This is a genomic window from Pseudomonas sp. SCT (assembly GCF_003864275.1).
GTDB classification, from domain to species: Bacteria; Pseudomonadota; Gammaproteobacteria; order Pseudomonadales; family Pseudomonadaceae; genus Stutzerimonas; species Stutzerimonas stutzeri_AE.
Window position 1 is genome coordinate 221,771 of record NZ_BDJA01000003.1, and the last position, 26,795, is coordinate 248,565.

At 64.3% G+C, this 26,795-nt stretch carries 25 protein-coding genes; 18 read left to right on the top strand and 7 right to left on the bottom strand.

The genetic code is table 11. The features are described from left to right. Positions 1-36: 36 nt before the first annotated feature. From BHD08_RS09600 to BHD08_RS09610, 3 genes are all read right to left on the bottom strand, one after another. Entirely contained in the window at positions 37-1,242 is a 1,206-nt protein-coding gene (locus tag BHD08_RS09600; protein ID WP_125021825.1) for a porin, read from the bottom strand. 269 nt (positions 1,243-1,511) lie between these two features. Then, positions 1,512-4,052: a pyrroloquinoline quinone biosynthesis protein PqqF gene (gene pqqF / locus BHD08_RS09605; RefSeq protein WP_125021827.1), complete on the bottom strand. Its 2,541-nt coding sequence runs from the start codon at positions 4,050-4,052 to the stop codon at positions 1,512-1,514. A 34-nt stretch (positions 4,053-4,086) separates the two neighbouring features. Then, complete coding sequence (locus BHD08_RS09610; protein ID WP_015277167.1) at positions 4,087-5,034, bottom strand: MerR family transcriptional regulator; 948 nt, start codon at positions 5,032-5,034, stop codon at positions 4,087-4,089. Between the two features lie 93 nt (positions 5,035-5,127). On the opposite strand from BHD08_RS09610, the gene BHD08_RS09615 reads away from it, so the two are divergent. Further along, positions 5,128-5,577 carry a thiol-disulfide oxidoreductase DCC family protein gene (locus tag BHD08_RS09615; protein WP_125021829.1) on the top strand — a complete coding sequence of 150 codons (450 nt, stop codon included), beginning with the start codon at positions 5,128-5,130 and terminating at the stop codon, positions 5,575-5,577. Here the strand turns inward: BHD08_RS09615 and BHD08_RS09620 are convergent. Further along, entirely contained in the window at positions 5,574-5,888 is a 315-nt protein-coding gene (locus BHD08_RS09620) for a DUF6482 family protein (RefSeq protein ID WP_177412663.1), read from the bottom strand. The two genes, BHD08_RS09615 and BHD08_RS09620, sit on opposite strands and share 4 nt — an antisense overlap. 211 nt (positions 5,889-6,099) lie before the next feature. On the opposite strand from BHD08_RS09620, the gene folE reads away from it, so the two are divergent. From folE to BHD08_RS09655, 7 genes are all read left to right on the top strand, one after another. After that, positions 6,100-6,657 carry a GTP cyclohydrolase I FolE gene (folE, locus tag BHD08_RS09625; RefSeq protein ID WP_125021832.1) on the top strand — a complete coding sequence of 186 codons (558 nt, stop codon included), beginning with the start codon at positions 6,100-6,102 and terminating at the stop codon, positions 6,655-6,657. After that, positions 6,657-7,028, top strand: coding sequence for a dihydroneopterin triphosphate 2'-epimerase (gene folX / locus BHD08_RS09630; protein WP_125021834.1), 372 nt, complete (start codon positions 6,657-6,659; stop codon positions 7,026-7,028). The genes folE and folX overlap by 1 nt, the downstream gene beginning before the upstream one ends. Positions 7,029-7,036: 8 nt before the next feature. Beyond that, positions 7,037-7,558: a chalcone isomerase family protein gene (locus BHD08_RS09635; RefSeq protein ID WP_125021835.1), complete on the top strand. Its 522-nt coding sequence runs from the start codon at positions 7,037-7,039 to the stop codon at positions 7,556-7,558. After that, entirely contained in the window at positions 7,555-8,793 is a 1,239-nt protein-coding gene (locus BHD08_RS09640) for an MFS transporter (protein WP_125021837.1), read from the top strand. Before BHD08_RS09635 ends, BHD08_RS09640 begins: the two co-directional genes overlap by 4 nt. Beyond that, a complete protein-coding gene (locus BHD08_RS09645; RefSeq protein WP_125021839.1) occupies positions 8,790-9,317 on the top strand; it encodes a DUF3833 domain-containing protein in 528 nt (175 codons plus the stop codon). Before BHD08_RS09640 ends, BHD08_RS09645 begins: the two co-directional genes overlap by 4 nt. Before the next feature lie 85 nt (positions 9,318-9,402). Next, positions 9,403-9,849 (top strand): PAS domain-containing protein, encoded by a 447-nt coding sequence (locus BHD08_RS09650; protein WP_015277175.1) that lies wholly within the window; start codon positions 9,403-9,405, stop codon positions 9,847-9,849. 173 nt (positions 9,850-10,022) lie between these two features. After that, positions 10,023-12,683: an EAL domain-containing protein gene (locus BHD08_RS09655; protein WP_125021841.1), complete on the top strand. Its 2,661-nt coding sequence runs from the start codon at positions 10,023-10,025 to the stop codon at positions 12,681-12,683. A 36-nt stretch (positions 12,684-12,719) separates the two neighbouring features. On the opposite strand, the gene hemH is transcribed toward BHD08_RS09655, so the two are convergent. Beyond that, positions 12,720-13,745, bottom strand: a complete 1,026-nt coding sequence (hemH, locus tag BHD08_RS09660; protein WP_125021843.1) for a ferrochelatase — start codon at positions 13,743-13,745, stop codon at positions 12,720-12,722. A gap of 79 nt (positions 13,746-13,824) precedes the next feature. After that, positions 13,825-14,727 (bottom strand): TIGR01777 family oxidoreductase, encoded by a 903-nt coding sequence (locus tag BHD08_RS09665; protein ID WP_125021845.1) that lies wholly within the window; start codon positions 14,725-14,727, stop codon positions 13,825-13,827. A 325-nt stretch (positions 14,728-15,052) separates the two neighbouring features. On the opposite strand from BHD08_RS09665, the gene BHD08_RS09670 reads away from it, so the two are divergent. From BHD08_RS09670 to BHD08_RS09710, 9 genes are read left to right on the top strand one after another with little or no spacing between them, the layout of a single operon-like run. After that, complete coding sequence (locus BHD08_RS09670; RefSeq protein ID WP_125021847.1) at positions 15,053-16,012, top strand: 2-thiouracil desulfurase family protein; 960 nt, start codon at positions 15,053-15,055, stop codon at positions 16,010-16,012. A gap of 2 nt (positions 16,013-16,014) precedes the next feature. Further along, positions 16,015-16,950 (top strand): MerR family transcriptional regulator, encoded by a 936-nt coding sequence (locus tag BHD08_RS09675; RefSeq protein WP_125021850.1) that lies wholly within the window; start codon positions 16,015-16,017, stop codon positions 16,948-16,950. Further along, positions 16,947-18,377, top strand: coding sequence for a deoxyribodipyrimidine photo-lyase (phrB, locus tag BHD08_RS09680; protein WP_125021852.1), 1,431 nt, complete (start codon positions 16,947-16,949; stop codon positions 18,375-18,377). The genes BHD08_RS09675 and phrB overlap by 4 nt, the downstream gene beginning before the upstream one ends. Beyond that, a complete protein-coding gene (locus tag BHD08_RS09685; RefSeq protein WP_125021854.1) occupies positions 18,374-18,802 on the top strand; it encodes a nuclear transport factor 2 family protein in 429 nt (142 codons plus the stop codon). Before phrB ends, BHD08_RS09685 begins: the two co-directional genes overlap by 4 nt. Further along, a complete protein-coding gene (locus tag BHD08_RS09690; RefSeq protein ID WP_125021856.1) occupies positions 18,799-19,566 on the top strand; it encodes an SDR family oxidoreductase in 768 nt (255 codons plus the stop codon). Before BHD08_RS09685 ends, BHD08_RS09690 begins: the two co-directional genes overlap by 4 nt. A 2-nt stretch (positions 19,567-19,568) precedes the next feature. Continuing rightward, the gene (locus tag BHD08_RS09695; protein ID WP_015277184.1) at positions 19,569-20,816 is read left to right on the top strand and encodes an NAD(P)/FAD-dependent oxidoreductase; all 1,248 of its coding nucleotides are present in this window, start codon (positions 19,569-19,571) and stop codon (positions 20,814-20,816) included. Then, a complete protein-coding gene (locus BHD08_RS09700) occupies positions 20,813-21,628 on the top strand; it encodes a DUF1365 domain-containing protein (protein WP_125021858.1) in 816 nt (271 codons plus the stop codon). Before BHD08_RS09695 ends, BHD08_RS09700 begins: the two co-directional genes overlap by 4 nt. Next, on the top strand, positions 21,615-22,904 hold the full coding sequence (locus BHD08_RS09705) for a cyclopropane-fatty-acyl-phospholipid synthase family protein (protein WP_125021860.1): 1,290 nt from the start codon (positions 21,615-21,617) through the stop codon (positions 22,902-22,904). Before BHD08_RS09700 ends, BHD08_RS09705 begins: the two co-directional genes overlap by 14 nt. Before the next feature lie 31 nt (positions 22,905-22,935). Then, a complete protein-coding gene (locus BHD08_RS09710) occupies positions 22,936-24,429 on the top strand; it encodes a methyl-accepting chemotaxis protein (RefSeq protein WP_125021862.1) in 1,494 nt (497 codons plus the stop codon). A gap of 19 nt (positions 24,430-24,448) precedes the next feature. Here BHD08_RS09710 and BHD08_RS09715 read toward each other — a convergent pair whose 3' ends face one another. Then, entirely contained in the window at positions 24,449-25,786 is a 1,338-nt protein-coding gene (locus BHD08_RS09715; RefSeq protein ID WP_125021864.1) for a coproporphyrinogen III oxidase, read from the bottom strand. 219 nt (positions 25,787-26,005) lie between these two features. On the opposite strand from BHD08_RS09715, the gene BHD08_RS09720 reads away from it, so the two are divergent. Further along, positions 26,006-26,764, top strand: coding sequence for an NAD-dependent deacylase (locus BHD08_RS09720; RefSeq protein WP_125021867.1), 759 nt, complete (start codon positions 26,006-26,008; stop codon positions 26,762-26,764). The last annotated feature ends 31 nt before the right edge of the window (positions 26,765-26,795 follow it).

Consider the following 26,795-nt stretch of genomic DNA (forward strand, 5'->3'; position numbering starts at 1 on the left):
TTCGGCTGCCATCCGCGCCCTTCGATCACGACTCGCTTAGAAGCTCAGCGCCGCGCCTACTGCAAAGGTGCGGGTTTCTTCGTCAAGCGTAGGATCGTCCTTACCAGCGATCTCGAACTGGTTCAGCTCGGCCACCAGCGTCAGGTTGTCGTTGACGCTGTGGAACAGGGCGATGCCGCGGGTTTCATAGTCGGCCGCACTGCCCAGACCGTTGCCGTCGTCCTTGGTCTTGCCATAGGACAGCGCCACGCGGTTCTTGCCGAAGCGGTAGGAGCCCTGCAGCAGGTAGCCATCGCTATCGACCTCGCGCAGGAAGGCCTTATTCGCATTATTGGTGAAGAACGGGTTGATGCCTTCGGCCTGGAAGCCCGAGGCGGTCAGCGACAGGTTGCCCATCTTGGCCTGCACGCCGTAGCCCAGGCCCTTGGAGTCAACTTTCTCGATGCTGCTGTCGGTATTGTCCGAGCTCTGCTGCATACCGTTGATCCAAGTGTAGAACTGGGTACCGCCCAGCTCGAACTCGTAGGTCACCTCGGTCTCGAAACGCGGCGCATCTTGGTAAGCCTTGTCCAAATCGCTTCCCGGCACCGTTGGGTCGTCCGCCACTTCAGTGGTGTCCACCGGGTCCATGATGCCGGCGGCGATGCGTAGGCCGCTCATCTTCGGCGAGCGGTAGGTGATCTGCGAAGTCGGGAACGGGTACGGGTAACCGGTACCAATGTTGCCGAAGGACACGCCGCCGCCATCGACCAGGCCCAGGGTATCGCTGACCTGGCCGTAACCGCTGAGCAGCTCGTCGAGCAGGATGTTGGAACGGCCGAACAGGCCGAAGTCCTTACCGAACAGCACTTCACCCCATTGCTCGTTGCCGGCAGTGGCGTAGAACTGACGTACGTCGATGCCGGTTTCGGTGCCGTTGGTGTCACTGTCGTTGATCGTTACCCAGAAGGAAGAGCGGCCACCCAGCTTGAGGTCGCCGACCTGCTTGCCGAAGTTGAAGCCGATCCAGTTGGGCAGGAAGCCCATCTTCACCCGCGACTGCTTGCGATCGAACTGCTCGCCGTCCCGCTCCACGTCGCTGTGGACGTAGAAGGTGTTGAAGTAGCCATCGGTGGAGAAAGTGGTGTCGTTCTGGTCATAGAGCACGATCTCGGCCATTGCCGACTGGCTCACGGTCATTGCTATTGCACTGGCCAGGGCCAGGGGCAGCAGGGTTGATACGGCTTTCTTGTTGTTGTGCATGGCGCTCTCCGCTGTATTGACGACAAGCAGTCGTGACGGGAGCGATTATCGAAAGGCCATCAAAGCGCACATACGCTGCGATGGCGGCGAAAGGCTAGTACTTTCGCCGCGGGTGCAGTCTTGCATGCAAAGCATCTAATCCATGCGGCTAAGCGACGACGCTTAGGTCGTACGCCCAAAGCAGCGAACGGCCGACCGGCATCCGGGCAAAGGCAGCCTTCGGCGTGGAGGACGATGAGGAATGGTTGTTCGAGTCGAGCCGGGCGCGTTCAGCGCTGCTGCCAGCGTCCGTCAGGGGCATCGGCATTGGCGACCACATGCCATCCGCCGTCCGCCGCACGCAGCGCCTGGAGCTGGGCCTTGATAGCACCGACATCGCCAGTCGACATCGCGGCAGCCACCGCTTGCGGATGCTCGGCGTCAAGCCCGGCCAACCGCGCCTGCCAGACAGCCTCAGCCCGACGGCGAAGATCATGGCTCAGCCCATTGGGCGACTCACCGGTGGAGATGGCCTCCAGCACCTTGTCGGACGACGCTTCCAGGCCGGCCGAGAAGGATTCGAGAAAGGTTTCGATATGGCCGAGGATCTCGCCGGCAGACGCGCTGGGCGACTGCACCGCGAAGACGATACCGGCGCGCTCGCCAAGCTGGCGAAAACCGCAGAACACCGCGTAGCCAAGCTGCAGTTCGCTGCGCAGACGGCGGAAAAAGGCGCTTTCCATCAGCCTTGCCAGCTGGCGCCAGGCTGCTTCCACCGACGCGCTACGCACGGGCAACGGACAGAACAACACCAACGCGTGCTCGGCGCCCGGATCACCGAAGCGCGACCACAGGTAGCGAGGAGGCCGCTCCGCCTGCCGTTCGGCAACGGGCTCGGCGAGCCCCGGCATTGCGCCAAGGGCGTCCTGCAACGGTCCGCTCAGTCGGGCGGGAAGACCTACCGCCAACGCATCCCATCGCGACACCTGCCAAACCCGCTCGAGCGCGCACTGATCCTGAAGCGTACTGCCATCGACTACTGCCGGCTCGGCCAACACGGGCAAGCGCCGCAGCAGCTGTCGTATGAGTATCTCGTCGGCGCCGGGCACCTTCGCCTCGTCGAACAGACGCTGGCCGTCACTGAATGCAGCGACCCGTGGCATTTTCAGCACGTCGAGCAAGTCATGCAGGACGAGCGGCAGTGCCTCGGCGTAGCCGAACAGCGCAAGGCACCAGCTGCCGCCCAGATCGTCGAAACGCAATTCGACACCCGTTTGGGCAGCGGCAACGGTGTGCACCCGCAATGCCGCGTGGAGCACATGCCATAACCCGGCCGGCGGTCGCCCCGCAGTGAACCGCCAGCGCAGGTAGAGTGCGCCCTGCCCGCGCGGATCGTCGCCATGCTCCAGCCAGCACAAGGCCGGCAACACCACGGGCGATACCCGCGGCTGTATCTGCCTGCTCAGCCAGGGGTTGCGCTCAGGCAGCTGCCACTGTCGTGCCTGACTGGTAGCGACCGGCAGTCGTTCCGGCAGCATGTTCAATGCGAAACCGGCATTTGCCGCGATGGTGTCTGCGCGATGATCGCCGCGCTCTTCGCCCACCGTCAGGATGATCGGCTTGCTCCCATCGAGCTGCGTACCCAACGTCCGCAGCGCTTGCTGAACCCGATTTGCGTCGATCGATGGCGCCCAGGCAGCCGGATCGGCCCAGTAGCGCAACAGCGCCAGAGGCTCCTTGCCCAGCAAGCCACGCTGACGGATCTGCACGTACTCGTCCCATAACTCGGGCCACGGCGCCTGCGAAGTCATGTACCGCAGCCAGCTGCGAATGGCCGCGACGATCTCTGCGCGATGCGCCATGCCCTGTCCCGTCAGCTGCAGTTCCACCACGACGACGCCCTGCCCGTCATGCCAGTAAGGCACGCGAAGCGCCAGCGCCTCGCACCAGCCGGCGTCGCGCATCGCCATACAAAGGCTGCCGCTGGCCTGGGATGCCAGCCACGAACCCAGAACATCCAGCGCCACGCAGGTTTCGTCGGGCAGGCCGTCCAGTGCAAATGCCAGGTCCAGAAGCGGTCGCGCACCCTCCACTTGCAGATGCAGCGCAACACCGTCATCGACCCGCAACGGCGCGGTCTGCCTCGCTACGGTGGGGGCAACCGGCAGCTGACATTCGGCACACTGCAGCAATTCCAGCAGATGCTCGATTCCGCACGGAGCAGCAACCAGTAATTCCATCTGCCCGCTGTGATAGAAGCGCTGGTGATAGCCCTTGAGCGCCTGCTGGAAGGCAGAGGATTCAACCGCCAGCGTGTCGCGATTACCCGCATGAAATGCCGAAAACGGATGCGGAGCGCTAAGCGCTGTGCCGATAGCGGCATCGCACAGCGTTTCCCGATCACGTCCACGGGCCAGAAATTCCGCCTGTAGCACTTCGCGTTCGCGCAACTGCGCGGCCTCGTCGAGCAGCGGCCGGGCCAGCATATCGAGCAGGCGCTTGAGTGCGTCCTCGAAAACGTCGGCAGATATCTGAAAGAAAAAATCGGTGTGGCGCTCGCGCGTCGATGCGTTCAGTTGCCCGGCATGCCCCTGCACGAACGGCATCAGGCTTTCGCTCGCCGCGTAGGCCCGGCTACCGAGAAATAGAAGGTGTTCGAGGAAGTGCGCAAGCCCGGGGTAATCGCCTGGCGCGTCATGCGCTCCGGCATGCACGCGGACCAACGCCGCCGCCTGGCTACCGGCCGGCAACTGGATGAATCCCAGTCGCAGCCCGTTGGGCAACGTCCGACGCACCGGCAGCAAGTCAGATGGAATGCTGCCTGGTGTCATGGATTGCACTCCGTTACCCGGACAGCCGTTCGCATCAGGTATCCAGCTGGCCGGCGAGAAACTGCCGCAGACGGCGCTGCATCAGCTTGCCGGAGCTGCCCAGACAAGCGATCGGCGAGCCCGCCAGGGCTTCACGTCCAAGTTCGGCTGCCTCGCCGGCAAGCGCCAGCGGGCAATCGAGACCCAGTGAAAGCTTGTTGAGCTGCCGCAGCTGTGCCTCGCCATGGGGCACATTGGAGAACAGCACGAGCCCCTGGGGCTTCATCTTGTCGCAGACCAACGCCAGCTCTTCCAAAGGCTGGCCGATAGGCAGCACGCTGACGGCGAGGCTGTCGCCGCTCAACATCAGCCCTGCGACCAGCAGCTCCAGTTCGCGGCACTGACCCGGCATCGCCGCGAGCAGAACGCGCTCGCCGGCAGGCATGCGGGCCAGCTGCAACCGCTGCAGTGCCCGCGCGCGCAAAAAGGCATCGAGGAAAAGCCACTCGCTGGTGCCGCCGAACTCGTCCTGCCGCAGCAGCAGCTCCTGCCAGACCGGCAGCAGCACATCCTGGAACACTACGGCCAGTGGATAGGTAGAGAACACCTGGCCGTACAACTGTTCCAGACGTACTTCGTCGAAGCCATTAACCGCTTCGCGCAGCTGCCCCTGCCACTCGCCCCATTCGCCGCTAACCGTCGCAACCGGTTCCTCGGCTTCGCGAGTCGCGGCGCTGCGGGCCAGGATGCTGCCGACTTTGCTTACCGCCACACCGCGTTCGGTCCAGGACAGGATGCTGCGAACCGCTTCGACATCCGCCATCGAATACAGGCGGTGGCCGCTATCCGTACGTGTCGGGCGGATCAGCCCGTAGCGACGTTCCCAGGCACGCAGGGTGACCGGGTTGACCCCCGTGAGGCGGGAAACTTCGCGGATGGGGAATAGCTCCTGCTGCTCGAAGGCACTCGAGGACAGGGTCGAAGCGCCGGAAGATTCGGTCATGGGGCGGCTCGCTGGAAAAGAATGCCGAGATTGTAACCCAGCGTTTCGCAGCATACCCTCTACAAACGTTGTACAAACGTGAGATGCGATGAAATGACTCCTGATCTACCACTGACGCTGTATGTCGATCGGGCCTGCCCGCTATGCGCTCGTGAAGTTCGCTGGCTGGAACGCAGCGCTGACCCCGCCCGGCTGCAGCTGGTGGATATCAGCGCCGTCGATTTCTCAACCGAGGGGCTTGGCCGCGATCTGCCGCAGCTACGTCGTCGCCTGCACGCGCGCAGCGCCAGCGGGGCCTGGCTGACCGGCGTGGACGCAACCTACTGGAGCTGGCGCTTGGCCGGGCATGGCCGCTGGGCCGCGCCACTTGGCTGGCGGCCGTTGCGCCCGCTCCTGCTGCTCGGCTATCAGCTGTTCGCTGTGCTGCGTCCGCATCTCGAATGGTTGCCGCATCCGGACGGCGCCAGGCGCTGCACGGCTACACAGTGCGACGTGACACAGAACCCCTCACCTTCCGCCGGCAAACCCGAGAACCACCGTTAGCTCTCCGCGCGCAGCGGAATGCGCAAGCCCCGCTCGGGCTCAATGCCGAGCGGGCGGCCGATCATTTCGTCATGGCTGACCGGCTGCCGCCAGTAGACCTCGCGCACCCCACAAGCCTGCAGAACCCGTTTCAAACTGCCCTGGTCGCTCCAGACCGTCCGCTGGCCTTCGGCAAACTGGCGCCGCTTACCGCTGCGCTCGACTACCCAGGCGCTGTAACCGCAGCAGCGCAGGCCGTGCAGCTCGACCCGATCTATCCGGCCTCTGCAAACGGCAAAACGCAGCCCAAGCTTCGAAAGTTTGCTCTTCACGATTCTGATACCTATACAAAATCAGACTTGCGCACACGCCAGGCCGGTCGATGCGCCCCACGCCTGGAGCCTGTCCAGTGGTATGGCAGCGTATTCCTCTACAATTACTTGTACAATATTAATTATTCGTATAGCTTTGATCACATCTGGTGCTGACACCGCTCAGCCCATCGTCCACACATCAGCGCTAGGCGCACTTAAAGGTCCCGACATGAACGATCTGCCCGGTCATTACCGCGAAATACTGTCTGGCGTGGGTGAGAACCCGGAGCGCGAAGGCTTGCGCGACACACCGCTGCGGGCCGCGAAGGCCATGCAGTACCTGTGTGGCGGTTACAACCGCAGCCTGGAAGAAGTGGTCAATGGCGCACTGTTCTCCTCTGACAATGACGAGATGGTCATCGTCAAGGACATCGAGCTGTACTCGCTGTGCGAGCACCACATCCTGCCCTTCATCGGCAAGGCGCATGTCGCCTATATCCCCACCGGCCGCGTGCTTGGTCTGTCCAAGGTGGCGCGCATCGTCGACATGTACGCCCGCCGCCTGCAGATTCAGGAGAACCTGACCCGCCAGATCGCCGAAGCCATTCAGGAAGTTACCGGCGCTGCCGGTGTTGCGGTGGTCATCGAAGCCAAGCACATGTGCATGATGATGCGCGGCGTGGAGAAGCAGAACTCGGTGATGAACACGTCGGTGATGCTTGGTGCCTTCCGCAGCTCCTGCAACACGCGGATGGAGTTTCTCCAGCTGATCGGGAGGGGTCAGTAATGCCGCGGCTGGAACCGGGCATGGCACGCATCCGGGTGAAGGATCTGCGCCTGCGCACCTATATAGGCATCAACGAGGACGAGATCCTCAATCGCCAGGATGTACTGATCAACCTGAACATCCTCTACCCCGCCGTCGAGGCAGTGCGCGATAACGACATCGAACAAGCGCTGAACTACCGCACCATCACCAAGGCGATCATCCGCCACGTGGAGCAGAATCGTTTCGCCCTGCTCGAGCGCATGACCCAGGAAATTCTCGATCTGGTAATGGCACATCCCGCGGTGAGCTACGCCGAGGTGGAAGTCGACAAGCCGCACGCGCTGCGTTTTGCCGATTCCGTTTCGATCACCCTCGCTGGCAGTCGCTGAGCGCCGCCATGACCAGCCGCCGCAACGTCATCATCGCCAGCCTGCTATGCCTGCTGCCGATGCTTGCGGCGGCGAGCTGGCGCGAATCGGTACCCCAGGCTCGCCTGGTCGGTGAAGGCGAGCTGCGCTTCTTCGGCTTTCGCATCTATGATGCCCGCCTGTGGAGCGAACAGGCGCCGCTGCAAGCGCAGGCACCCTTCGCCCTGGAACTGACCTATCACCGCGCCATCAGCCGCGAAGACTTCGTGCGCACCAGCCTCGAAGAAATCCAGCGGCTCTCCGGCGAGCCGGCCGATTCCCCGCGCCTGCGCCAGTGGCGCGCAGAGATGCAGCAAGCCTTCGTCGATGTCACGCCGGGTGAGCGCATTACCGGTGTCTTTCTGCCCGGTCGCGGCTGCCGCTTCTACGTGAATGATCGACTGCAGCATGAAGTAGCCGACCCCACCTTCGCCGATGCCTTCTTCGCCATCTGGCTCGACCCGCGCAGTCGCGACCAGAAGCTGCGGCGCAACCTGCTGGGCCAACGGTGAAGAATCCGGCGCTGGCTGCCTATGGCCTGCTCGGCCTGCCGCTGGCGATGGCCATGCTGCCGATCTACGTGCTGGTGCCGAACTTCTATGCGGCAGATCTGGGCCTCGGCCTGGCGCTGACCGGCACCGTGCTGTTTCTGGCCCGCTTGCTGGACACCGTGCAAGACCCCTGGCTAGGCCGCTTCATCGACCGCCGTACGCCGCGCGGCTGGACCATCATGCTGGCCGGCGCGGCCATCCTGCTGAGCCTGGCAATGGCGGCGCTGCTGATTCCGCCGGAGCGCCTTGGCAAGTTCAGCCTTGCCTTCTGGCTCGGTGCATTGCTCGCCCTCACCTACACCCTGCACAGCCTGGTCAATATCACCTACCTGGCTTGGGGTGCACGCCTCTCCGATCAGCCTGACACCCGCACCCGGGTCGCCGCCTGGCGTGAGGGCGCGGGGCTCCTCGGCGTTGTCCTGGCCAGCGTGCTGCCCAGCATCCTGGCGACGCAATATGGCATGGCGGCGGCACTGGCGACCTTTGCTTTGACCTTCGCCGTACTGCTTTGCATCGGCGCCGCTGTTCTCTTGCTGGCCGCACCCAGGCCACAGCGAATCGCACGCACCACCGCCGGAAGCTGGCGCCTGCCGCTGCGCAACGCGGCGTTCCGCCGACTGGCGGGCGTCTATTTCATCAACGCCGTGGCCGTGGCGATTCCGGCAACGCTGGCGCTGTTCTTCATTGCCGACCGCCTGCAACTGGCGCAACTCACCGGACTGTTCCTGGCACTGTATTTCGTCAGCGGCGCCCTTGGTCTGCCGTTCTGGACGCGCCTGGCCGATCGCCTGGGTAAGCGGCGCAGCTGGCGGATCGGCATGCTTACCGGTTGCGCGGCCTTCGTCTGGGCGGTGCTGCTGGAGCCCGGCTCGGCCTGGGCCTATGCAGGTGTCTGCGTAATGTCCGGTCTCGCCCTCGGTGCCGACCTGGCGCTGCCACCGGCACTGCTGGCGGACATCATCCCTACCGATGAGCGCGACTCGACCGCCGCCTACTTCGGCCTGTGGAGCTTTCTGGCCAAGCTGGCGCTGGCCATCGCCGGTCTCGCCTTGCCGCTGTTGGCATTAAGCGACTACCAACCGGGCACACCGGCCGGCTGGAACCTCGCACTGGTTTACGCCGGCCTGCCCTGCCTGCTGAAGCTCGTGGCGGCGCGCCTGCTCACTTTCCTTCCCTGCGGAGAACCCAAACCATGAAAAAGGTCCTGATACTGGCGTGCTGCCTGCTCCTGCTCAGCTGCACCGCAGTCGACGTCGAGCATTACCGCAACGAGGAACCGCAGCTGGACCTGCGTAAATACTTCGTTGGCAAGGTCGACGCCTGGGGCATGTTCCAGAAGCGTTCCGGTGAGGTGGTGAAGCGCTTTCACGTCGAGATCGACGGCAGTCTGGATGGCGACAAGCTGATTCTCGACGAACACTTCAGCTACAGCGATGGCACTACGCAGCAACGTGTCTGGACCCTCACCGAAGAACGCCCCGGTCACTGGCGCGGCACCGCTGCCGACGTGGTTGGCGAAGCTCATGGCGAAGTGGCCGGCAACGCGCTGCGCTGGCGCTACGTGCTCAGCCTGCCGGTGGATGACAAGGTCTACGACGTGCATCTGGATGACTGGATGTATCTCATCGACGAACACACCCTGGCCAACCGTTCGTTCATGAGCAAGTTCGGCGTCGAGGTGGGTCAGGTCACGCTGTTTTTCCGCAAGCGCATCGAATGAGCTGATGTTTCGAGCACTACGGCAAAGCACTGATCAGGCCAAGTTGTTCTAGAATGCGCCGCATGCCCCTTCAGGATGTCGTGACATGATCAATGCCAAGCTGCTGCAACTGGTTATCGAAGCCTCCAACGATGGAATCGTGGTCGCCGAGCAGGAAGGCGACGACAACATCCTGATCTACGCCAACCCGGCCTTCGAACGCCTGACCGGCTATGCGGTGGACGACATCCTCTACCGCGACTGCCGCTTCCTGCAGGGCGAGGACCGGGACCAGGCTGGTCTGCAGGCAATCCGCGAGGCGGTGAAGAGCAACCAGCCTTGCCGCCAGATCATTCGCAACTACCGCAAGGACGGCACGCCGTTCTGGAACGAGCTGTCCATCACCCCGGTATTCAACGAGGCCGACCAGCTGACCTACTTCATCGGCATCCAGAAGAACGTCACTGCCGAGGTCGATGCGCTGCAGCGGGTCGAAGCGCTGGAAGCCGAAATCCGCGATCTCAAGGCACAGCTCGCCCGCACTCAGGGCTGAGCCAGGTGCCCGACGGGCACTTAACCGCCGCGCTCCGTGCTGGCGCGTGAGTATCAGCAGGCTCCGCCAGACCTACCTTAGTGCGGTGCACTCACACGTTGCGATATGGGATACTGGCCACCCGCCATATATCAAATCCTGATGTGGGCATGCTGATGCCCTAGGATCCTGTCTTGACTCTCAACGCCGTCGTCGAAAACGCGGTCATGCTGCTCGCGTTGTGCTGGCTGCTGGCTTTCACCACCTCCGAATGGTATCGGAGCGCCAAGCTGTCCGCGAAACTGCTGGCCGGACTCTGGTTCGGCAGTGCCTGCATCCTCGGCATGATGAGTACCAGCTTCGGCGAGAGCGGCATCATGCTCGATGCGCGCACGGTGGTACTTAGCATGGCCGGCCTGTTCGGCGGACCAGTAGTGGCCGGCACGGCCGGTGTGTTGGCGGCGGGTTACCGCCTGTGGCTCGGCGGCGTTGGCGTAGTCCCTGGATTGGTAAACATCCTGCTGCCAATCCTGCTCGGGCTGACGTACCGCTGTCTGCACCGGCAGGGCCTGATACGCATCGGCTTCTGGCAGCTGCTCGGCTTTGGCGCGATGCTGCATCTCGGGGTGCTGGGCGTGATCATCTCGCTGTTGCCTGACCACCTGCGCTTCGTTGCCGCCCAGGAGGCCGCGCCGCCAATGCTGCTGGCACTGCCGCTCGCCACCGCCGCGCTGGGCCTGCTACTCAACGATCTGCTCAAACGCGATCAGGTCGAGCGCGCACTACGACTTAGCGAAGCCCGGCTGCGTGCCATCACCCACGCGATACCCGATCTGCTGCTGGTGATCGACGAGGACGGTTGTTATCTCGATATCATCTGCGCCGATCACAGCATGCTCTACGCCGATCCGAGCCTGCTGCTCGGCCGGCACCTGCGCGACGTGATGCCGGAAGCAGAAGAGCGCCGCTTCCTCGAATTCATCCGGCAAACGCTCAACAGCGACACGCCACAGCTGATCGAATACAGCATGCAGACGCTGGGCGGCCCGAGGATTTTCGAGGGGCGCGCCCTGCCCCTGGAGCAACCACCTGGACAGAAACGTGCAGTGGTCTGGCTGAGCCGCGATATCACCGATCGGGTCAACACCGAGCTGGAGCGCCGAATCGCCGCCATCGCCTTCGAGTCGCAGCAGGGCATGCTGATTACCGATGGGCAGAACAGAATCCTGCGGGTCAACCGCGCCTTCAGCCGCATCAGCGGTTTCAGTGCCGAAGAGGCTGTTGGCAAGACCACCGCCCTGCTCGCTTCCGGCAAACACGGCTCCGAGTTCTATCGCGCGATGTGGGCCAGCATCGAGGCGACCGGCGTCTGGGAAGGCGAGATCTGGAACCGGCGCAAGAGTGGCGAGATCTTTCCCGAGTGGTTGACCATCAGTGCAGTACGCAACCTGACCGGTGACATCAGCCATTACGTGGCCGCCTTCACGGACATTACCGACCGCAAGGCGGCGGAGGAGCGCATTCACAACCTGGCGTTCTACGACCCACTGACCGGCCTGCCGAACCGCCGGCTACTGCTCGATCGCCTGCAGCAGGCCATGGCCGCAGGCTGCCGCAGCGGACAGTTGGGAGCGCTGATGTTCATCGATCTGGACAATTTCAAGAACATTAACGATCTGCACGGCCACCAGACCGGCGATCAGGTGCTGCGTATCGCTGCCGAGCGTCTGCAGGGCGAGATACGCGCCAGCGACACGGTCGCGCGCCTGGGCGGGGACGAATTCGTGGTCATGCTGGAAAACCTCGGCGACGCCCCGGAGCTCGCCGCAACGCAGGCCGAACACATCGGCATGAAGCTGCTCGGCTCTCTTGGCAAACCCTATCGACTGAATGATCTCGGCCTGTACAGCAGCGCCAGCATCGGCGTGGTGCTGTTCGGCACGGACGGCAGTAGCAGTGACGAGCTGATGAAGCGCGCCGACATGTCGATGTACGAAGCCAAGGTAGCGGGCAAGAACGCGCTGCGCTTTTTCGACCCGCGCATGCAACAGGCCGTGCAGGAACGCCTGCACCTCGAAAACGAGATCCGTCAGGGTCTGAAGAACGGCGAATTCATCCTGCACTATCAGGCACAGCTGGAGCAGTCGCAGGGCATCGTTGGTGCCGAGGCCCTGGTGCGCTGGCTGCATCCGCAACGTGGGCTACTGGCGCCGGGCGCGTTCATCGGCCAGGCGGAGCACGCTGGCCTGATCCAGACGCTCGACCAGCATGTACTCGAACAGGCTTGCGCCGAGCTTGCGCTGTGGGCAAAACAGCCGGCCCTGGCCCAGCTGACCCTGTCCGTGAATATCAGCGCAAACCTGCTGTACGAGAACAACTTCGTAGGCAGCCTGCTCGAACTGCTGGAAAGCAGCGGTGCCAATCCGGCCCGGCTCAAGCTGGAGCTGACCGAGACGCTGCTGCTGGACAATATGCCCGAGGCGATTGCCCGGATGACGCAGCTGAAGAACCACGGCATCCGCTTTTCCATCGACGATTTCGGCACCGGCTACTCATCGATGAGTTATCTGCAGCAGCTACCACTGGATCAGCTGAAGATCGATCAGAGCTTCGTCCGCGGCCTGCCCGAGGATGCCAACAGCCTGACCATCGTGCGTGCCACCTGCGCCTTGGCGGCAGGCCTGCACCTGGAGGTCATTGCCGAAGGCGTCGAAAACGAGGCCCAGCGGACGATGCTGTTGGCCAACGGTTGCCATCGCTTCCAGGGTTACCTGTTCGGCAAGCCGCAGGCAGCGGCCAGCTTCGAAGAAATGGTAATGGCCAGCAGAGCCGAGCACTCCAGCTTCTGCTCGTGAACCGACAAGCCCGCTGCGCGCGGGCTTGCTGCCCAGTCAGAGCGCCTGGGGTGCGCGGCCGCAGAGCTTGACCAGCGCCTGCACCCAGTCTTCGTGGGTGTTCAGGCATGGCACCAGTAGCAGATCCTCGCCGCCCGCCTCGATGAACTGCTCGCGTCCGCGATCGCCGATCTCCTCCAGCGTCTCGATGCAATCGGCGACGAATGCCGGGCACATGACCAGCAGCTTCTTCACGCCGTTCTGCGCCAGCTCGTCCAGGCGGGTTTCGGTGTAGGGCTCGATCCACTTGGCGCGGCCGAGACGCGACTGGAACGAGACCGACCATTGATCATCACGCAGACCTGCCTGCTCGGCGAAACCGGCGGCGGTACGCATGCACTGCGCGCGATAGCAGCTCGCAAGCACCATGCCCTCGGCCCGCTGACAGCAATCGTCGCCCTTGAGGCAATGCGAACCAGTCGGGTCGGTCTTGTGCAAATGCCGCTCGGGCAGCCCATGGAAACTGAGCAGCAGGTGATCGAAGCCCTGCTCCAGATGCGGCTTGGCACTGGCTGCCAGCGCCTCGAGGTATTCCGGCTGGTCGTAGAACGGCTGCAGGATCGACAGCTGCACGTGCAGCCCGCGCTCGCGAATGACCCGCCGCGCTTCCTCGATCACCGTGGTGGTGGTGCTGTCGGCGAACTGCGGATAGAGAGGTGCCAGCGTGACCTGGCTGATGCCCTGGGCGGCCAGGCGGGTCAGCGTGGTTTCGATGGACGGCTCACCGTAGCGCATCGCCAACTCCACCGGCCCTTGCGTCCAGTACGGCCGCACCGCCTCTTGCAGGCGCCGACTCAGCACCACCAGCGGCGACCCTTCCGGCCACCAGATCGAGGCGTAGGCATGCGCGGACTGCTCGGGGCGCTTGATCAGAATCAGCGAAACCAGCAGACGCCGCAGCGGCCAGGGCAGATCGATCACATAGGGATCCATCAGGAACTGGTTGAGGTAACGGCGCACATCCGCGACTTCCGTAGAGGCTGGCGAACCCAGATTGACCAACAACAACGCCTGCTCTGTCATGCAACTTTCCTGACTGCTTATTGAGGTTGCGCCTGGCTCCAAGCGGCAGGCGCGCTATTTTCACACAAGGGCGCGCCTTTCAGGGGCGCGTCAACAGGTCGGCCAGCGCCGAATCCAGATCGGTGAAGCGAAAATTGAACCCTTCCTCCTGCAAGCGCTGCGGCAACACGTGCTGGCCGCCGAGCAACAACCCGGCGAGTTCACCGAGCAGAGGTTTGAGCACCGGAGCCGGCGCCGGCAATATCGCCGGGCGATGCAGGCAGCGGGCGAGGCTGCGGGTGAAATCGGCGTTGCGTACCGGCGCCGGTGCGCAGGCATTGTAGGGGCCACTGGCTGCTGGCTGCCGCAGAAGAAAATCAATCAGGGCGATTTGGTCTTCGATATGGATCCATGGCATCCACTGCCGCCCGTTGCCCAGGCGCCCACCCAATCCAAGCTTGAACACCGGCAACAGGCGTTGCAGAAAACCGCCATCGCGCGCCAGCACCAACCCGGTACGCACCAACACCACACGGATGCCCAGCACCGTCGCCTCCGTGGCGCGCTCTTCCCAGGCATTGCACAGCTGGCTGGCGAAATCCGCGGCGACCGGTTGATCGGCTTCGGTCAGGCGGTGTTCGCCACCATCGCCATACCAACCCACCGCGGAGCCGGAAATCAGCAGAGCCGGTTTCTGCTCGCGCTTGCCCAACCACTCCACCAACTGCTCGGTGAGCTTGACGCGACTGTCCCAGAGCAGCGCTTTGCGCGACTTCGTCCAAGGCCGATCGGCAATCGGCGCGCCCGCGAGGTTGACCACGGCGTCCAGCGTCACCCCATCCAGCTGCTGCAAGCTGCCGACACCCTGCACCCCGGCGCCGCATAGCTGCGCGACCGTCTGCGGCGCACGGCTCCACACCCAAAGTCGATGCCCCTCAGCCAGCCAGTGCCGGCATAGCGCACGACCAATCAACCCGGTACCGCCAGTCAGCAAGATGTTCATGGTGAGCTCCTGGTGCGCTGCCACGCTGCGCGAGTTCGACGGCTTTCGATTAAAGCATACACCTATACATTGAAACCCGACTGTACAGGACTGGATGGCTGCGCGGCCCACTGCAATAGCCGCCGTCAGCAGCGCCTGTCCGATTCAGCTGGCACGGCGGCGGCCCATATCAGCCAGCGCAGCAACGCCCTATAGCCATCCACTGGCGATACTGTACAAGAAAACCTCATCTACTTGTACATCTTCAGTTGACTTGTACAAGATGCCGATTAAGATAGCCTCAAGTTGTACAGAAATCCGCTTTGTACAAGATGAGGTCACCATCATGCACACCACGCTCCCCACGCCAAAGATCGGAATCAGTGCCTGCCTGCTCGGCAACCCGGTGCGTTTCAACGGTGGCCACAAAGAGTCGCGCCTGTGCAGCGAAACCCTGGCTCAGCACTTCGAGTTCATAGCGGTGTGCCCCGAGGTCGCCATTGGCTTGGGCACACCCCGCGAGCCGATCCGCCTGGTGGGCGAAACTGATGCGCCGCGGGCGGTCGGTACGGTCCGCCCGGAGCTCGACGTCACCGACGCCCTCGCCGCCTACGGCCGGCAGATCGCCGAGCAACTGCAGGACATCAGCGGCTACATCCTGATGCAGAAGTCGCCGTCCTGCGGCATGGAGCGGGTCAAGGTTTACGGCTCCAACGGTCATACCCTGCCGGGCGGTGGCGCTGGGGTGTTCGCGCAGGCTCTGATGCAGGCACGACCCGATCTGCCGGTGGAAGAGGACGGTCGCCTGAACGATGCGGTGCTGCGGGAAAACTTCCTGACCCGCGTCTATGCCTACGCCGACTGGCAGCGCCTGCTGCAGGGCGGCATCACCCGGCGCGCCATCGTCGATTTCCACTCGCGCTACAAGTACCAGCTGATGGCCAGCAACCCGCTGCAGTACCGCGTGCTTGGCCGACTGGTGGCCAACATTGCCGAGCGCTCGCTGGATGAATTCGCCTCGCACTATTTCAGCCAGATGATGCAGGCATTGAAGAAGCCGGCCACCCGCGGCACGCATTGCAACGTGCTGCTGCACCTGAGCGGCTATCTCAAGGACGCGCTGGGCTCGGAAGACCGCCGCGAAATGCGCCATCTGATCGATCAGTACCGCGCCGGCGTGATTCCTCTGGTAGTGCCGCTGACCCTGCTCAAACACCATTTCCGCCGCCATCCCGACCACTACGTCGCGCGCCAGGCCTATCTGCAGCCGCACCCCGAAACCCTCAGCCTGCGCAACGGAATCTGACCATGACCGAACAACCGGACCTCGCGCAGCTGACCGCCGACGGCCTGCTGCCGATCCGCGAGGTGGCACGCCTCACCGGCGTCAATGCGGTAACCCTGCGAGCCTGGGAGCGCCGATACGGGCTGATCGTCCCGGCGCGCACCGCCAAGGGTCATCGTCTTTACGAGGCGGGGCATATCCAGCGCATTCGCGACATCCTCATCTGGCTCAATCGTGGTGTCGCGGTGAGCCAGATCAAGCCGCTTCTGGATACCACTACACCGCCGGAGCTACCGCAGCAGAACCAGTGGTCCGAACTGGTGGATGAACTGTTGCAGGCCGTCGACCACCTCAGCGAGCGCCATCTGGACGATGCCTTCAACCGCGCCATGGCGCTGTATCCGCCGCGCACGCTTTGCCAGCACCTGTTGCAGCCCTTGCTCGAGGCGCTCGACAAGCGCTGGCGCGGGCAATACGGCGCGGCTCTGGAGCGGGTGCTGTTCCACTCGTGGCTACGCAGCAAGCTTGCGACACGGATCTATTTCAACAACCGCCAGCAGAGCGGCCGCCCTCTGCTGATCGCCAGCCTCGACGAGGAAGCCTTCTCCCCTGGGCTGTGGCTGACTGCCTGGCTGGTTTCCAGCACCGATTGCCCGGTTGAGCTCGTCGAGTGGCCGGTGCCGCTGAACGAGCTGAATCTGGCCGTGGAACGCGTTTGGCCGCGAGGCTTGCTCCTTTACGCCGGCCATTGCCTTTCCGCCAGCTGCCTGCAGCGCCATCTGCCGCGCCTGCTGGAGCGGAGCGCCGCGCCGCTGCTCATTGCCGGCCCGGCCGTCCATATCCATGCGCCGGAGCTGCGCCAGTACCGTGGCCTGCTGCTGGCCGACTGCCCGTTCGATGCCCTGCAGCAGCTGCACAACGCCGGTCTCCTGCCCGGCAGCGAAGGGAGCGCGCCATGACCCAGCTGTTCTGGTTGCGCAACGATCTGCGCACAAGCGACAACAGCGCCCTCACCAGCGCCATGGCGGCCGGCCCTACCGTGGCGATCTACCTGATCACGCCCGGGCAGTGGCTCGCCCATGACGACGCGCCCTGCAAGGTGGACTTCTGGCTGCGCAATCTCGTCGAGCTGTCGGCGCAGCTGCGCGCGCTCAACGTGCCGCTGCTGATCCGTGAGGTCGACGACTGGCAATCGGTGCCCGCGGCGCTGCTGAAGCTCTGCCAGGAACTCGATGTGCATGGCCTGCACTACAACGAGGAATATGGCGTCAACGAACGACGTCGCGACCGCACCGTCGCTGCAACGCTGGGCGCCTGCGGTGTGCTGGTACGCGGTCATGTCGATCAGGTGCTGTTCGCTCCGGGCACCGTGCTGACTCAGTCCGGCGGGCACTTCAAGGTATTCAGCCAGTTCCGCAAGCAATGCCTGTCGCGCCTGGCGGTGTCCCTGCCGCCCTGTCTCGGGGTGCCGGCAGCGCAGGCGCCGCTGTCCATCGCCAGCGATCCTGTCCCCACCGCTGTTGTCGGGTTCCCGCGGCCAACCGACTACCTGCGCGCGTTGTGGCCCGCCGGCGAAGCGTTCGCGCAGCGGCGCCTGGCGCTGTTCGTCGAGCATGACCTGGATCTCTACCATGAACGTCGCGACCTGCCGGCGGAGCCCGGCACCAGCCAGCTTTCGGCCTACCTTGCTGCCGGCGTCATTTCGATCCGCCAGTGCCTGCATGCTGCACTCGGCTACAACCAGGGCGAGCTGGACAGCGGCAGTACCGGCGCAACTACCTGGATCAACGAGCTGCTCTGGCGCGAGTTCTACAAGCATGTCCTCGACGGCCACCCGCGGCTGTCGATGCACCGCACCTTCCGCAGCGAGACCGACGCGCTGCCGTGGCGCCATGCGCCTTACGAACTCGAAGCCTGGCAACAGGGCCGCACCGGCTTTCCGATAGTCGATGCCGCCATGCGCCAACTGCAGGAAACCGGCTGGATGCATAACCGCCTGCGCATGGTGGTCGCCATGTTCCTCAGCAAGAACCTGCTGATCGACTGGCGTGAAGGCGAGCGCTGGTTCATGCGCCATCTGATCGACGGCGATCTGGCCGCCAACAACGGCGGCTGGCAGTGGAGCGCCTCGACCGGCACCGACTCGGTGCCCTACTTCCGACTGTTCAACCCGATCAGCCAGTCCCAGCGCTTCGACCCGAGCGGGCAGTTCCTGCGCCGCTGGCTTCCCGAACTGCAGCACCTGGACAAGCGCGACATTCATGATCCGTCGGCGCACCGCAGTCTGTTCGGCGTAACGGAATACCCGGCGCCTATCGTCGATCTCGGTGCAAGCCGTGCCCGGGCGCTCGCCACCTTCCGCAACCTGTCGGAGGCGCGTCCATGAGCAGCTTCCTGCATCGTTTCGCCGCCGAGTTCGCGCAGTTGGATGCGAGCAACCTTGATCGGCTGGCCGAGCTCTACAGCAGCAACGTGCATTTCACCGATCCGCTGCACGAGGTCAGCGGCCTGGCCGAGCTGCGGCGTTACTTCAGCGAGTTGTACGCCAACGTCGAACACCTGCACTTCGAGTTCATCAGCCTTGACGAAGTCAGCGAGGGCGAGGGCTATCTGCGCTGGGTCATGAGCTACCGCCACCCGCGGCTCAATCGCGGCGGCCTGATCAGCCTCGAGGGTTGCTCGCTGCTGCGTTGGAATGCCGAAGGCAAGGTCGAGCGCCACCGCGACTACTTCGATGCCGGCGCCCTGCTCTACCAACATGTGCCGCTGCTCGGTTCGGCCATCCGCTGGTTGCAGCGGAGGCTGGCATGAAGGTCTCAAGGCGGATCTGGCTGACCGGCGCCAGCAGTGGCATCGGTCAGGAGCTGGCGCACCTGCTGCTGGCCGAGGGGCACTGTCTGGCGCTCTCGGCACGCCGTGCCGAACCCCTGCAGGCTTTCGCCCGGCGCTATCCGGGCCGGGTTCTGGCTCTGCCGGCTGATCTCACCGACAGCCAGCAGGTGCGCGCCATCGGCGCGGAGATCGAAGCGCAATGGGGTGCGCTGGACAGCGTGATCCTCAATGCCGGCACCTGCGAATACATCGACGCAGGCCAGTTCGAAGCGGCACTGCTGGTGCGCGTGATGCAGGCCAACGTCCTCTCGGTCGGCTATTGCATCGAGGCAGCGCTGCCCCTGCTGCGCCAGGGCGTACGCCCACAGCTGATCGGCATAGGCAGCTCGGTGACCTGGTTCGCGCTGCCACGTGCCGGTGCCTATGGCGCATCCAAGGCAGCCATGCGCTATCTGCTCGAATCGCTGCGCCTGGATCTGGCCAGCGAAGGCATCGATGTAACCCTGGTCAGCCCGGGGTTCGTCGATACGCCACTGACCCGCCGTAACGATTTTCCCATGCCGCTGCGCTGGTCGGCGGACAGGGCCGCGCGGCACATCGTTCGGCGCCTGGAAAGCCGCCCGCTGCACATCGATTTCCCTGCGCCATTCATCTGGGCGCTGCGTCTGCTTTCACTTCTACCTGCGCGTCTGCAGTTCGCCCTAGGCCGGCGAATGGCGCGCTCGTCACTCAAGGAAGGTTAACCATGAAGATCGCCATCATCGGCAGCGGCATTTCCGGGCTCACCTGTGCCCACCTGCTTTCGCGCCAGCACCAGGTCACCGTCTTCGAGTCGGCCAGCTGGATCGGCGGCCACACCCACACCGTGGATTTCCATCTGCACGGCCGTGACTATGCGGTGGATACCGGTTTCATCGTCTTCAACGACTGGACCTACCCGAACTTCATCAAGCTGCTCGGCCAGCTCGGGGTGCGTTACAAGCCGACCGAGATGAGCTTCTCGGTCAGCGATCCATTCAGCGACCTGGAATACAACGGACACGATCTCAATACCCTGTTCGCCCAGCGCAGCAACCTGTTCTCGCCGCCGTTCTGGGGCATGATCCGCGACATCCTGCGCTTCAACCGGGAAGCGCTGGACGACTACCAGAATGGTCGCATCGGCCCGCATGTCACGCTGGGCAACTACCTGAAGCTGGGGCGCTACAGCCAGCGCTTCATCGATCACTACATCGTGCCGATGGGCGCGGCGATCTGGTCGATGTCGCTGGCCGACATGCTCGAGTTTCCGGTCGAGTTCTTCATCCGTTTCTTCAAGAACCACGGGCTGCTGTCGGTCAGCGATCGCCCGCAGTGGTACGTCGTAGAAGGCGGCTCCAGCGCCTATGTTTCGCCGCTGACCAAGGGTTTCAGTGAACACATTCGCCTCAATTGCCCGGTGTTCGAGGTGCTGCGCGACGCCCACGGCGTGACCCTGCACAGCCCGGCAGGCGCCGAGCGCTTCGACAAGGTGGTGTTCGCCTGCCACAGCGACCAGGCGCTGCGCATGCTCGCCGAACCGAGCCGCGCCGAGCGGGACATCCTCGGCGCGCTTGGTTACGCCAGCAACGACGTGGTCCTGCATACCGACACTCGCCTGCTACCGAAGCGCCGTCGCGCCTGGGCGAGCTGGAACTATCGCCTCGGCGGCCCGAGCGAGCAGCTGGCGGCGGTGACCTACAACATGAACATCCTGCAGGGTATCGACTCCCCGGAAACCTTCTGCGTCAGCCTCAACCAGACCGACGCCATCGACCCGGACCAGATCCTCGCCCGCTTCACCTATGACCATCCGCAGTACAGCCTGGCCGGTATCGCCGCCCATGCCCGCGCCGACGAACTGCTCGGCGCACATCACAGCTACTTCTGCGGCGCCTACTGGGGCAACGGGTTCCATGAAGACGGCGTGGTCAGCGCACTGCGCGTCGCCGGCGCGTTCGGAGAGTCGCTGTGAGCGCCGCCATCGAGCACAGCGCCCTGTATCGAGGCTGGGTACAGCATCGGCGCTTCTCGCCGCGCTCCCATGCCTTCAGCTATCGCATGGGCTTGCTGTACCTCGATCTGGCCGAACAGGACGCCGTATTCGGGCTCTCGCCGCTGAGTGGCCGCGCTCGCTTTGCGCCGTTTTCCTTCCGTGAGCACGACTACCTGCCGGAATACACCCGCCAGGGCATCGCACTCGCCGACGCAGTGCGTCAGCGCGTATCCGAAGCCCTCGGCCGGCCGGTCACCGGCGCCGTGCGCCTGTTGACCCAGCCGCGCAGCTGGGGCCTGTGCTTCAACCCGGTCAGTTTCTTCTACTGCTTTGACGAGCAGGAGCAGCTGCGGGCAGTGCTCTGCGAGGTCAGCAACACACCCTGGCGCGAGCGCTATCACTACGTGCTGCCGGCTTCCGGCAATCGCAACCTGCGCTGCACGGTAGCCAAGACCTTCCACGTCTCGCCGTTCCTGCCGGGCGAACTGGAATACCGCATGCGCTTCAACCCGCCCGGCCGGCGCATCGGCGTGCACATGGAGGACTGGCAAGGCGAGCGCAAGCTGTTCGACGCCACCCTGGGGCTCGAGCGTGAAGCGCTGACAGCAGCATCCGTGCACCGCTACCTGCTCGGCTTCCCCTGGATGACCGCCAAGACCCTGCTCGCCATCTACTGGCAGGCCTTGCGCCTGTTGCTCAAGCGCACCCCGATCTTTGCCCATCAGCCCGCCACGGCCCCCTACGGAGTGGCCGTCACTCACACATCCGGAGCCCGCCATGAAGAGTCCTAGCCTGACTGTCAAAGCCCATCCGCTGGCCGGCAAGGGGTTGGCCAGCGGCCTGTTGCGCCGCATGGTACTGCGCCAGCTGGAAAAGCTGCGCCACGGCCAGCTGACCTTGCGTTTCGGCGGCGAGTGCCAGCTGTTCGGCGACCTGGCCAGTCCGCTGCAGGCTGAGATCCATATCCTCGATAGTGCAGCCTGGGGTCTGATCGCCGCCCGCGGCTCGATCGGCGCCGGCGAGGCCTACATTCATGGCTACTGGCACAGCCCGGAGCTGACCGCGGTGATCCGCCTGTTCGTCGCCAACCTGGATGTGCTGGATAGCATCGAGCGTGGCAGCCTGGCGCTGTTCGGCCAGCCGGTGATCAAGGCGCTGCACTGGCTCAACCGCAACACCCGCGCCGGCTCGCAACGCAATATCGCCGCGCATTACGACCTCGGCAACGAGCTGTTCGAGCAGTTTCTCGACCCGACCATGATGTACTCGGCGGCGATGTTCACCAGCCCCGAACAGGACCTGGAACAGGCCCAGCTGAACAAGCTCGAGCGCATCTGCGAAAAGCTGGACCTGCAACCCGATGACCATCTGCTGGAAATCGGCACCGGCTGGGGCAGCATGGCGCTCTATGCCGCGGCCCGCTATGGCTGCCGCGTGACCACCACCACGCTGTCGCGCGAGCAGTTCGCCTATACCCAGCAACGCATCGAAAAGCAGGGCCTGCAGGACCGCATCACGCTGCTGCTCAAGGATTACCGCGACCTCGAGGGCCAGTTCGACAAGCTGGTCTCCATCGAGATGATCGAGGCGGTCGGCCATGACTTCCTGCCGACCTATTTCCGTCAGTGCTCGCGCCTGCTCAAGGACGACGGCCTGATGCTGCTGCAGGCCATCACCATCCGCGACCAGCGCTACGAACAGGCGCGGCGCAACGTCGACTTCATCCAGCGCTACATCTTCCCCGGCGGTGCACTGCCGTCACTGCAACGGATGCTCAACGTGGCCTCGCAGGATACCGACATGAACCTGCTGCACATGGAGGACTTCGGCGAGCACTACGCACGCACCCTGCGGCTGTGGCACGAGAACTTCCGGCGCGCGCGCAGCGAGCTGGAGCGCCACGGCTATGACGACTATTTCTACCGGCTCTGGGAGTTCTACCTGTGCTACTGCGAAGGCGGCTTCATCGAGCGCGCCATCGGCACCGCACAGCTGTTGCTGGCCAAACCTGACGCTCGTCGGAAACCGTTGTACGCCGGATCAAGCGGCTCGAACGGCAACCGATAACAGCCATGCGCAATTTTATCCGGAGCACTCCATGAACACCGAAAGCGTCACGCTGCAAGCGCATTACCTTAAGGCCGATCGCATCATGCTCGGTGTCATCTGGTTTCTGGTGGCCTATTCCTTCGCGATTGCAGCGTTCTATGGCAACTGGGCACAGGCATTCGTCATTGGCGGGCTGACGGCTGTCGCGGTGACGACGCTGCATATGCTGATACCCGGCCAGCGCCTGCTGCGCTGCGTGATCGGTGCCGCATTCATGGTGCTTGCTGCGCTGCATATCAACCAGGCACACGGCATGCTGGAAATGCACTTCGGCATATTCGCCCTGCTGGCCTTCCTGGTGTACTACCGCGACTGGCTGCCGATCGTGGTTGCGGCGGCGACCATCGCCGTGCATCACCTGAGCTTTTTCGCCCTGCAGCAACAGGGCGCCGGCGTGTTTCTGATTCCCGATGGCAACTGGGGCGAGGTGTTCCTGCACGCGTTCTACGTGGTACTGGAAAGCGCGATCCTGATCTACCTGGCGATTCGCGCCAACGCCGAGGCTCGTGAAGGCGAGGCGTTGCTCGGCGCGGCCGCGGCCATCACGGCGCACCCCGAACGCATCGACCTGAGCTATCGCAGCAAGGCCTCTGGCCCGGTCACCCAGCGTTTCAATCACCTGCTCGATCAGCTGGGCGAACTGGTCGGCGCTGTGGTTCGTGACACCGCCGGCCTGGGCGGCACGGCTGCCAACCTCAGCGAAGCCACGCGGCAGATGCGCGACGGTGCGAGCCGACAGCTCGACGAAACCGCTTACATGGTCGACGCCATGCAGCAGATGACCGTGGCCATCGACGATGTCGCCGGCCACGCCGATCGTGCCGCCCAGGCGGCGCAGGGCGCCAGCCAGAAGGCCGGTGAAGGCCGCAATGCCGTGAGCGGCGTGCGCAGCGAGATCGGCACCCTCGCCGAGCACATCGAAGGCACCGATCGTCTGGTGCAGGATCTGGCCGCGCAATCGGAGCAGATCGACCGGGTGCTGGAAGTGATCCGCACCATCGCCGACCAGACCAACCTGCTCGCCCTCAACGCAGCCATCGAAGCCGCGCGGGCTGGCGAGCAGGGTCGCGGCTTCGCTGTGGTCGCCGACGAGGTGCGCAATCTGGCGCAGAAGACTGCCGCCTCCACCACCGAGATCCAGGGCATCATCAGCCGTCTGCAGCAGGGCAGCCGCAAGGCTACCGAGGCGATGCAGAACAGCCGTGACAGTGTCGGTCGCTGCGTCGGCAGCAGCCAGCAGACCACTGCGCTGCTGGACGCCATCGCCAGCGAGATCGAGGCGATCAGCCAGATGAACGAGATGATTGCGGCGGCGACCCACGAACAGACTGCCGTTTCGGCCGATATGGGCCGCCACCTGCAGAGCGTTCAGCAGGTTGCCGAACGCAACGCCGGTGACGCCAACCAGCTGGACAACGACGGCCGGCAGCTGCATGAGCTGGCAGACCGCCTGGGCGGCCTGAGCGGGCGTTTTACCGTCTAGCGATAAGGCGGGCCAGGCTTCAGCGCCGCCCGCCGCTTCCAACCGAATGCCCCATGTAGCGGGCGCTGGGCTGCTCGAAAGCTGCGCACACCGCAGCCACCAGCAGCCGGGCATGGGGCGGTATCACCAGGCCGTCGTCGCTCAGCACGATCACGCCATCGAGATGCAATTGCCGCAGCGCTGGCCAGTGCCGGGCGTAGTGCTGCCGAGCATCCACACCGCTGTGCAGCGCCAGCGCGTCGAAATCCAGCTCGAACGTGCAGAGCAGACGCTCGCACAGCAAACGCTGCAGTTGATCGACATGACTGGCGTGCAGGCCGCAAACAGTTGGCAACTGCCCCTGATCGAGGGCCAGCTGATAAGCCTGCACCGTAGCGGCGTTCTGCGAGTACAGCCCGCCGACGCGGCTGATGGCACCGGCACCCAGGCCAAGGTGATCGCAGGCGCCCTGCAGCGTGTAGCCAACGATGTCGTGGTGCAGCGCGCCGATCTCCTGAGCCATGGCCAGGTCATCGTGGGGCAGGACGAACTTGCCCAGCCCGATATAGCGATAACCCGCGGCGCTCAGCTGTTCGACACCGTGGCGGTACATCGCCAGGGTATCCGCCGCCGAAGCCAGCCCCAGACGCCCTGTGGCGGTCGAGCCCGCTGGAGCGACGTCGCGGTAATCGAACATCGTTACCTGATCGGGTGCCAGCTCGATGATCGAAGCCAGCTTGCGCGCGAAGCTCGCCGGGGTCTGCCAGGACCTGCCGTAGCCGAGATCGAGATTCACCGAGCGGTAATGCAGCGTATGGGCTGCCTCGATCACTGCACGAATCCGCGCCGAGCTGCGGAAGTACTCCACGGTGCAACCGTCATCGGCGCGCAGATCCGGCACGCTCACGCTGAGCTGATTGAACCCCAGTTCGTGCAGTGCGCCGATCAGTGGCCAGTCGACATGGGCGAGTTCGACCTCGGCGGTGAAACTGGCGGCACCGGGTTCGGCGAAATGGAAGCGCGACTTGAGCAAGCCCAGCAGATGTCGCAGGTTGTCGATGCTCAGGGAGCCGACGCTCAGGTGCAATTGCTCGACGACTTGCAGCGGGCCGGTATGGCAGCCGAGTTGTTCGATCTCGCGCTCCAGGCGCACCAGGTAGGCCGCAACCTCTTCTGCCTGCAAGCGGGCACCGCCCGGCAGCTGCAGCGAAAGGGAAAGCGCACGTCCAGCCCGACGGCTTTCACGCAGCGCCCGCAGCAGATCCAGCGGCGCGAGACGATCATAGAAATCGACCGCAGCCGGGTAGCTGCAATGCAGCTGCCCGATGCGTCCGTAGCGTTGTACCAGGGCGTCGTCCCAGTTCACTGAGCCAAGCATAAGAGCCTCCCGGCATCGAATATCGCTTTAGCGGGCATCATCCGCGAGCTGCCGCGGACGGCTTTGACGCCAGTCAAGTAGGTGACAGATGGGACGTGCAGCCGGCTGGATGGTAGTAGTTCCTCACAAACAAGACCTCCGCCTGGACAGCCAGGTGGATTTTGCGCGATGGCCAAGCGGTGGTATTGATGAGCGGTCGCCAAGCAACCGGAGCCGCCCGTGATCCCAGCCTCTCTGCTTTCTTCCATGCGCTCAGCGCGCCATGTCGTGGTATTCACCGGCGCCGGCGTTTCCGCCGAGAGCGGCATCCCGACCTTCCGCGACGCGTTGACCGGCTTGTGGGAGCGTTTCGACGCCAGCGAGCTGGCCACGGCTGACGCCTTTCGCCGCGATCCGGCGCTGGTCTGGGGCTGGTACGAGTGGCGGCGCATGCGCGTATTGCAGGCGCAACCGAACCCTGCTCACCTGGCCATCGCCGAGCTGGCGCGCCACGTGCCGCAGCTGACACTGATCACGCAGAACGTCGATGACCTGCACGAGCGCGCCGGCAGCCAGGACGTCATCCACCTGCACGGCAGCCTGCACCGACCGCGCTGTTTCGCCTGCGCCCGCGAGCCTGCCGAGCCGCTCCCCGCGCCGGACGAACCGGAAGGCGGGCGTCGCCTCGAACCGCCGCGCTGCAGTCACTGTGGCGGACGGCTGCGGCCCGGCGTGGTGTGGTTCGGTGAAAGCCTGCCGGTCGCCGCACTGAATGCCGCGTTTCAGGCGGCTGGCGAATGCGATCTGCTGCTGTCCGTCGGCACCTCTGGGGTGGTCTATCCCGCGGCCGAGGTGCCGCACCGGGCGCGTGACGCCGGAGCCACCGTGGTGCACGTCAACCCACAGGGCGAGCCGACTGCCGGCAACCGCGAGTACCTGATCGCCCTGCCCGCCGGCGAGGCACTGCCCGAATTGCTCCGAGCGGCGTTTGGCGCCTGACGCCGAGACAATCTGCTCCCTGCCTCGGGGA